Raw genomic sequence first — 8,342 nt, forward strand, 5'->3', positions numbered from 1 at the left:
CTGGCTGGGCCGGCCCCGGCATGACGAAGGAGAGTGAGCATGCAGGGTCTGATGGCAGGCAAGCGCGGTCTGGTCATGGGCATCGCCAACGACCATTCGATCGCCTGGGGCATCGCCAAGACGCTCGCTGCACACGGCGCCGAGATGGCCTTCACCTATCAGGGCGATGCGCTCGGCAAGCGCGTGCGTCCGCTCGCCGATGAGCTTGGCGTCAAGCATGTGCTGCCCTGCGACGTCGAGGACATTGCCAGCGTCGACAGCGTGTTCACGAGCTTGCGCGAAGCCTGGGGCGGGCTCGACTTCATCGTTCATGCCGTCGCCTTCTCCGACAAGAACGAGCTCAAGGGCCGCTACGCCGACACCTCGCGCGAGAACTTTGCGCGCACGATGCTGATCTCCTGCTTCTCCTTCACGGAGATCGCAAAGCGCGCCGCCGAGCTGATGCCGGAGAGCGGCGGCAGCATGATCACCTTGACCTTCGACGGCTCCAACCGCGTGATGCCGAACTACAATGTGATGGGCGTCGCCAAGGCCGCGCTCGAGGCCTCGGTGCGTTATCTCGCGGCCGATTACGGCCGCCGGAGCATTCGCGTGAACGCCATCTCGGCGGGGCCGGTGCGCACGCTCGCGGGTTCCGGCATCGGCGATGCCCGCTTCATGTTCGCGTTCCAGCAGAAGCACTCGCCGCTCGGCCGCGGCGTGACCTTGGAGGAGCTCGGCGGTTCCGCGCTTTACCTGCTGTCCGAGCTGTCAGGTGGCGTCACCGGCGAGATCCATTATGTGGACTCCGGCTACAACGTCATCTCGATGCCGCGGCCCGAGGATCTCAAGGCGGAGTAGCGTCCGCGCGCATCGGCGTGCACGACCTGCCGTCGGGCGCCTCCGGCGGCGCCGCATGATGTACCCAATTTTTCCCAGTTGAAGACGATCGCTCTCCCACGGATATTCAGCGCGTTGAGGGCGGCTTGCGCGCGCCTTGTTGCCGCCGACAGGGCGATGCACCATGGCCGGTGCTTCGGCCCGAGGACAGGCTGCGGTCGCGCCGCCAGCATAGTGACATCGTGGGGGCGATGATGCTGCGTTCGAGGACTTGCATCGTCGCGTTGTGTGCGACGAGTGCCGTGTGGTTCGCTGGCACCGCGTCGGCGCGCGCCCAGTCGACGGTGTGGGACTCCACCATCTCCAATACGAACTGGTATGTGCCGACAGCCCAGCTGCTGGCCTACATGGCACCGAAGACCGGCTTCACCAACCCGATCCCCATCGGCGACCAGACGCTGTGGACCCTGGGCACGGCGACCAACGGCTCCTTCACCGGCACCAGCGTCGCGCAGCTCAAGATCGGCCCGGCGCTGCTGACCGACACCTCGACCATCCAGGGCTTTGTCACGCCCGCTGGACAGATCACCATGCTGTTCACGCCGGCCGGTGGCGGCACCGTGACGGTCGGGCTCGGCACCATGCGCGCGGTCAATGGTGTGACTAGCATGGAGATGCAGATGATCACCGGCGACACGCTGCTGGTCACGCATTGGGCCTACATGCTGCCGTACGATCCCGCCACCTTCACGCCGCCGCCATCCGCGCCGGTGCCGGCCAACTCGGTGCCGCAATGGGCGTGGACGGCCGGCACGCCGTGGCGGATCGTCAGCCCGACGCTGTTCGGCACGCAGGCGCCCGGCCGCTTCGTCATCACCGACTATCAGAACGGCTACTTCTGGGGTGCCGGCGTCGCGCCGGCCGGCAGCACAGCCGGCGGCTTCACGCTGCTCGGCTCGGTCACGCCGGAGGGCCGCGTGCTGTTCAACACGCTGTCGCGCGGCAATCTGACGAGCTTGTACGGCACCGCCAGCGGCGACGCGTCGGGCGCGCAGATGATCGCATCCACCTATGACCTCACCGGCAGCCTGACCGGAAATCTGGCAACCATGTCGCTGGTTCAGCCCTATGGCGACACGTTGCGTGCGGCGGGCGGTCGCGTTGGCATGGCGGCCGCCGACGCGTTGTATCGGCTATCGATGACGCCGGCAGGCTGGGGCGGATCGATGGCGACCGGGTTCGTCGCGCTCGACAACCTCAGCGGCCCGTCGCTCAGCAATGCGGTCAAGCAGACGCTGCCGGTCCTGAGCGGCGCAGCGTCGCAGGCGACCTATGTGACGCAGCGCGACTTCCGCCAGACGATGACCAACCGGCTCGATGAGGTCGGCGGGGCCACCGGCCGCAATGTCTGGATGCAGCCGCTCGGCAGCGTCACGCGGCAGGCCGGCCGTGATGGTGTTCCGGGTTATGACGCATCCGGTGGTGGCTTGGCGTTCGGCGCTGATGCGGCGCTGTCACCACGCGCCATGATCGGCGGCGTCTTCGGCTATTCCCGGCAGACGATCACGGGAAGCGACGATGCCGTGCCAAACCGTCTCGGCCTCTCGTCCTATCAGCTCGGGCTCTACGGAGCCTACGCGATCAGCCGCGATGTGATACTGGACTATCAGCTTGACGGCGGGTGGAGTGACAATGGCGAGAACCGGTCGCTGACGTTCATGACTGCGTCTGCCGGCGGAAGCTATCGCTCTTTCACCGGTCATGCCGGCATCGGTATCAAGACGCGAATTCCGCTCACGGGTAACGTCGCGCTGATCCCTTCGCTGCGCTTCGACTATGGCACGGTGCGCAGCAATGCCTATCGGGAAAGTGGCGCGGGCGGCTTCAGCCTCAACGTCGATCCGCAGATCTATCAGGAACTGACGACAACCGCCGGCTTGAAAGCGGTTTACCAGATAGCGAGACAGGTTCGTTTGATCGCCGATCTCGGCGTCGGCTATAATGCGCTGAACCAGCAACTGCAGGTCGGCGCAGCCTTCTCCGGCGGAGGCGACAGCTTCGTCACCCAGGGCCTCAACCTGTCGCCGTGGTCGTATTCGGCAGGTCTCGGTCTGATAACGACCGCAAGCGAGCGGCTCGATCTCAGCGTCCGCTACGGCCTCGACACGGCGCCGTCGGGCCTGGTCCGGCAGTCGGGTCATGCAGTCCTCCGCGTCAGGCTATGAGGGCGAATCCGCGCCCGGAGAACCTGACGCGCGGCCGGATCATTCGACCTGAAGATAGGACGGCAAATAGCGATCCATTTTGGTGCTGATCAGCGCCCGCAGTCGCTCCCGCAAGACAGCGCTGTTGGCCGCCGCCGCAAGCGGCTCGGGAAAGTCCGCATTGTCGAGCTTGTTGATCGGGTCTTCCGTCAATCTCATGCTCTCGTTAAGTCGGGAGCCGACATCCGCCGAGAACGTGCCGACCCTCTCATAGGACTGGCCATCGATCAGGGTGATGATGAGGTTGGCAAACAGATGCGAGTGCCGGAGCACCGATCCGATCCCCTGGTTATAAGCACCGATGCCGTTCACCACGAGATTGCTCCCGGGGATCTTGCCCTCGAACTTGATGACGGCGAGGTAGCGCGCGCAGTTCGCGTTCGATGTCACGTCGCGGACGATCGCGGTCAGGCTCTGGTTCGGGTCGGGCAGGAAGCTTCTCTTCTGATGGTACAGGCGGTCGAACGTCTCCTTGGGGACGCTGATCCTGCGGATCCCGGGATCGTTGCCGCTCGCAGCGCGGACGCGTGCCATCACCAGATCGTCGAGACCCCAGCCCGGAATCGTGACTTGCTGATCCTCGGTCTCGAACACCGTGAGGCCGAATTTGTGCACCGTCATTTCGTCGCCGAGCATGGAGACCACGCCGAGGCGGCACGGGCCGCTCTCCGCTGCCGCTGCCGGGACCGGCTTCCGCGCCTGTTTGGCCTTCGCTGCGGGCTTCTTGACCGTTGTCCCGGCCGATGGCGCTGGCGCTGCAGCAGGCGCTGACGGGGCTTGGCTCCACGCTTGGATCGGCGCCATCAGAAGGACAAGGGCGAGACCGTTGACTGAAAATCGTCGGCGCGGCGCGAGCATTACGGACATTTGGACGCCATGACGGACCGAGTTGTGAGGGAACTCGAAGTTAGTTCGCGTCGAGCGGCGTGCGCAATCCCTTTCGGCAGCGCGCCGGACCGGAGGCTAGTTCTCGCGATGCAGTTAGTCCGCCGCCGTATCGCCTCGCTTCCAGCGATAATATTTCATTATCCGGCCGTGCATCGGGTCGGCTTCCCGCCTCTCCAGCACGAATCCTTCGCGCTCGTACCAGTGCCAGGCCTTCTCGTTGCCTTCGGCGCAACGCAGCCAGACCTCCTGCGGCAGCAGCTCGCGTGTGAAGCCGAGCAGGCGGCGGCCGAGCGAGCGGCCCTGATACGCAGGCGCGATCATCAGCTGGTCGAGATAGAGCCGTTCGATGTTGATTGCGAGCATGGCGGCGAGCGCGCCACGGTCATCCATGACATAGAGGCTCCAGCCGCCGGCGACCTCGCGCGGCACGCGGTCCCTGAGATAGGTCAGGAGCTTCTGGCTCGGGCTATCCAGCCCGGTCGAGCACCAGCTGTCCATCCAGAGTTGGGCGACGACGTCATACTCTTCGGAGCGGGCGGGACGGATGATCAGTTCGGGCATCGGACGTGTGACCTCCCGCGGGATGTGGACGGAGCGTAAGCTTTCTCATCCGCCATAGCGAGATGCCGACCACCGAAACAAAAAGGGCGGCCCGAGAGCCGCCCTTCGTAACTCATCGATGACCTGCGCGGCTTACTCGCCGGCGGCCTCGCGCGGCGCCTCGGCGGACGCGTCCGCCTTTTGCTTGGCTTCGAGGTCCTCGCCGGTGGTCTGGTCGACGACCTTCATCGACAGCCGGGTCTTGCCGCGGTCGTCGAAGCCGAGCAGCTTGACCTTGACCTTGTCGCCTTCCTTGACGACGTCGGTGGTCTTCTGCACGCGCTTGTCGGCGAGCTGCGAGATGTGCACGAGGCCGTCGCGGGTGCCGAAGAAGTTCACGAAGGCGCCGAACTCCATCACCTTGACGACGGTGCCGTCATAGATCTGGCCGACCTCCGGATCGGAGGCGATCGACTTGATCCATTTGATGGCGGCCTTCATGGCCTCGCCGTCGCTGGAGGCGACCTTCACGGTGCCGTCGTCCTCGATGTTGACCTTGGCGCCGGTCTTCTCGACGATCTCGCGGATCACCTTGCCGCCGGTGCCGATCACTTCGCGGATCTTGTCCGTCGGGATCTTGAAGGTCTCGATGCGCGGCGCGTATTCGCCGAGCTCGGCGCGCGCGTTGGTCAGCGCCTTGGACATCTCACCCAGGATGTGGATGCGGCCCTCGCGCGCCTGGCCGAGCGCCACGCGCATGATCTCCTCGGTGATGCCCTCGATCTTGATGTCCATCTGCAGCGAGGTGATGCCGCTCTCGGTGCCCGCGACCTTGAAGTCCATGTCGCCGAGATGGTCCTCGTCGCCGAGGATGTCCGACAGCACGGCGAAGCGGCTGCCTTCCAGGATCAGGCCCATCGCGATGCCCGCGGTCGGCCGCTTCAGCGGCACGCCGGCATCCATCAGCGCCAGCGACGAGCCGCAGACGGTCGCCATCGACGACGAGCCGTTGGACTCCGTCACCTCCGACACCACGCGCGTGGTGTAGGGGAATTCGTGATGCGGCGGCAGCACCGGGTGGATCGCGCGCCAGGCGAGCTTGCCATGGCCGATCTCGCGGCGCTTGGTGCCGCCGAGGCGGCCGGTCTCACCGACCGAGTAGGGAGGGAAGTTGTAGTGCAGCAGGAACGTCTCTTTGTACGTTCCCGACAGCGCGTCGATGTACTGCTCGTCCTCGCCGGTGCCGAGCGTGGTCACCACCAGCGCCTGGGTCTCACCGCGGGTGAACAGCGCCGAGCCGTGGGCGCGCGGCAGCACGCCGACCTCGCAGACGATGTTGCGCACCGTCTTGGCGTCGCGGCCGTCGATGCGCTTGCCGGTGTCCAGGATGTTCCAGCGAACGATCTTGGCCTCGAGCTCCTTGAACACCGCGGCGACGCGGAGCTTGTCGTATTTCGGCTCCTGCCCCTCGGGGAAGAAGTACGCCATCACCTTTTCCTTGACGGCGCCGACGGCGGCGTAGCGCTCCTGCTTGATCGCAATCGCATAGGCCTTGCGCAGGTCCTGCTCGGCGATGCCGAGCATCTCCTTCTCGATCGCGCTGTTGTCGATGATCGCGACGTCGCGCGGATCCTTGGCGGCCTTCTCGGCGAGCTCGATGATCGCGTTGATGACCGGCTGGAAGTGACGGTGACCGAACATCACCGCGCCGAGCATGATGTCCTCGTTGAGCTCCTTGGCCTCCGATTCCACCATCAGCACCGCATCGGAGGTGCCGGCGACGACCAGGTCGAGCTGGGTGTCGGCCATCTCGTCGAGGGTCGGATTGAGGATGTATTCGTCATTGGCGAAGCCGACGCGGGCCGCGCCGATCGGGCCCTTGAAGGGCACGCCCGACAGAGTCAGCGCGGCGGAGGCGGCGACTAGCGCCACGATATCCGGATCGTTCTCCATGTCGTGCGACAGCACGGTCACGATCACCTGGGTTTCGTTGCGCCAGGAATCGACGAACAGCGGGCGGATCGGACGGTCGATCAGGCGGGAGACCAGCGTCTCCTTCTCGGTCGGACGGCCCTCGCGCTTGAAATAGCCGCCGGGAATGCGACCGGCCGCATAGGCCTTTTCCTGATAATCGACGGTCAGCGGCAGGAAGTCGACGCCTTCGCGCGGCGCCTTGGCGGCGACGACGGTCGCCAGCACGACGGTCTCGCCATAGCTGGCGACGACGGCGCCGTCAGCCTGACGCGCGATCTTGCCGGTTTCCAGCTTGAGGGGACGTCCACCCCAGTCGATCTCGACGGAATGCTTGGTAAACATGGGTATCTTCTTTCATAGGATGAGCGAAGGCAGACCCCCCAAAACAAAAAAACCATGCGCAAGATTGCAGGGCGCTGGAATTCGATCAGCGCCCTGCGATCCTGCCATGGTTTTCTTATTCCGGATGGCGTCCATCCTTCTTGTCGTACGGGCACCTTGCCCGTCACGCCCAGCGGCCGGATTGCTGCTGAGGCGCACTGCATGGTCTGGGCGGAATCGGCGGGTCAGCGTATCGCTTCTTTCCGGATTCCGGCCAGACCGCATGATCCCGGACTTAACGAACGCCGCGAGCTGCGGCGTTCTCAGGACCATGCCATCACGCGCGCGAACTCGCGCGCGCTTACGTGAGGTCGAAGCTCAACGACGGATGTTGTGCTTCTCGAGCAGCGCCTTGTAGCGCGCCTCGTCGTTCTTCTTCAGATAGTCCAACAGCGAACGGCGGGTCGACACCAGCTTCAGGAGGCCGCGGCGGGAGTGGTTGTCCTTGCCGTGGGTCTTGAAATGGCTGGTCAGGTTGTTGATGCGTTCCGACAGGATCGCAACCTGCACCTCGGGAGAACCGGTATCACCGGCCTTGGTGGCGTTCGCTTTGATGATTTCCGCCTTGCGCTCTGCGGTCACCGACATCGTCAATCTCTTTCGTTGCGACCGGAGCTGGCAGTCAGTCCGGTCAGGTTGAACACGCGCTTGGGGATGAGTTCGCCATTGCCAATTTCGGCAAGCGCCAAAAGGCGGCCTGCGACCGTGACATAGACTGTGCCGCTACTCTGGGGCGCATCCCGTCCGCGCAACAAGACGGCTTGGCCCCGGTGGAGCCTTGCCGCATCAGCCCGCGTGACGGCCAGTGCCGGGATGTCGTCCAGCGCGGTCTCAACGGGCAGCAGTGCGTCGGCGAGGCTTCCCTCACCGGACGCGGCTCTATTGCACAAAGCCTCCAGCTGTTCCAGCGGAATCATGTCGTTCTCGGTAAACGGACCGACCAAAGTCCGCCGGAGCGCGCTGATATGGCCGTAGCAGCCGAGGATTCGGCCCATGTCGCGGGCCAGCGCCCGGACATAGGTTCCCTTGCCGCATTCCGCCTCGAACACCGAATGGTCGGCATCGGGCTGGTCGACCAGGGTCAATTCGTGGATTTCGACCGGGCGCGGCTGCAACTCCACCACCTCGCCGTCACGGGCGAGGTCATAGGCGCGCTCGCCCTGGATCTTGATTGCGGAATAGCGCGGCGGGGTCTGCTCGATGCGGCCGGTAAATTGCGGCAGCAGCGCGCGAATCGCCTCCACAGCCGGCCTCTCGGTGCTGGTATGGACCACGCGGCCTTCGGTGTCGTCGGTATCGCGCTCCTCGCCCCAGCAGACGGTGAATCGGTAGCGCTTGCGGCCGTCCATCACGAACGGAACGGTCTTGGTGGCTTCGCCGAGCGCGATCGGCAGCCCGCCGGAGGCGAGCGGATCGAGCGTGCCGGCATGGCCGGCGCGCTTGGCCTGGAACAGCCGCTTGGCGACGGCGACGGCC

Annotated in this window: 8 protein-coding genes; 3 read left to right on the forward strand and 5 right to left on the reverse strand. The window is 65.2% G+C overall.

Annotated elements, in window-relative coordinates; genetic code table 11:
• Positions 1-39 precede the first annotated feature (39 nt).
• Both fabI and BRAO375_RS35600 read left to right on the forward strand, forming a co-directional pair.
• Positions 40-840, forward strand: coding sequence for an enoyl-ACP reductase FabI (gene fabI, locus BRAO375_RS02855; protein ID WP_009025942.1), 801 nt, complete (start codon positions 40-42; stop codon positions 838-840).
• A 230-nt stretch (positions 841-1,070) separates the two neighbouring features.
• Positions 1,071-3,044: an autotransporter family protein gene (locus BRAO375_RS35600; RefSeq protein WP_009025943.1), complete on the forward strand. Its 1,974-nt coding sequence runs from the start codon at positions 1,071-1,073 to the stop codon at positions 3,042-3,044.
• Positions 3,045-3,083: 39 nt separating this feature from the next.
• Here the strand turns inward: BRAO375_RS35600 and BRAO375_RS02865 are convergent, their stop codons facing one another.
• The 3 genes from BRAO375_RS02865 to pnp all read right to left on the reverse strand — a co-directional run bounded on the left by BRAO375_RS02865 (position 3,084) and on the right by pnp (position 6,827).
• Positions 3,084-3,719 carry a hypothetical protein gene (locus BRAO375_RS02865; protein ID WP_244423102.1) on the reverse strand — a complete coding sequence of 212 codons (636 nt, stop codon included), beginning with the start codon at positions 3,717-3,719 and terminating at the stop codon, positions 3,084-3,086.
• A 345-nt stretch (positions 3,720-4,064) separates the two neighbouring features.
• Positions 4,065-4,532, reverse strand: a complete 468-nt coding sequence (locus tag BRAO375_RS02870) for a GNAT family N-acetyltransferase (RefSeq protein ID WP_009025945.1) — start codon at positions 4,530-4,532, stop codon at positions 4,065-4,067.
• Between the two features lie 132 nt (positions 4,533-4,664).
• Positions 4,665-6,827, reverse strand: a complete 2,163-nt coding sequence (gene pnp / locus BRAO375_RS02875) for a polyribonucleotide nucleotidyltransferase (protein ID WP_009025946.1) — start codon at positions 6,825-6,827, stop codon at positions 4,665-4,667.
• Between the two features lie 54 nt (positions 6,828-6,881).
• Here pnp and BRAO375_RS37150 point away from each other — a divergent pair, with 54 nt between their 5' ends.
• Positions 6,882-7,175 (forward strand): hypothetical protein, encoded by a 294-nt coding sequence (locus tag BRAO375_RS37150; protein ID WP_139031284.1) that lies wholly within the window; start codon positions 6,882-6,884, stop codon positions 7,173-7,175.
• Between the two features lie 9 nt (positions 7,176-7,184).
• Here the strand turns inward: BRAO375_RS37150 and rpsO are convergent, their stop codons facing one another.
• Both rpsO and truB read right to left on the reverse strand, forming a co-directional pair.
• Entirely contained in the window at positions 7,185-7,454 is a 270-nt protein-coding gene (gene rpsO, locus BRAO375_RS02880) for a 30S ribosomal protein S15 (protein ID WP_009025947.1), read from the reverse strand.
• Positions 7,455-7,456: 2 nt separating this feature from the next.
• Positions 7,457-8,342 (reverse strand): tRNA pseudouridine(55) synthase TruB (gene truB / locus BRAO375_RS02885; RefSeq protein ID WP_035638605.1); only part of this gene is annotated, 886 nt, incomplete at its 5' end.

It is taken from the genome of Bradyrhizobium sp. ORS 375, from assembly GCF_000239775.1.
GTDB lineage: Bacteria > Pseudomonadota > Alphaproteobacteria > Rhizobiales > Xanthobacteraceae > Bradyrhizobium.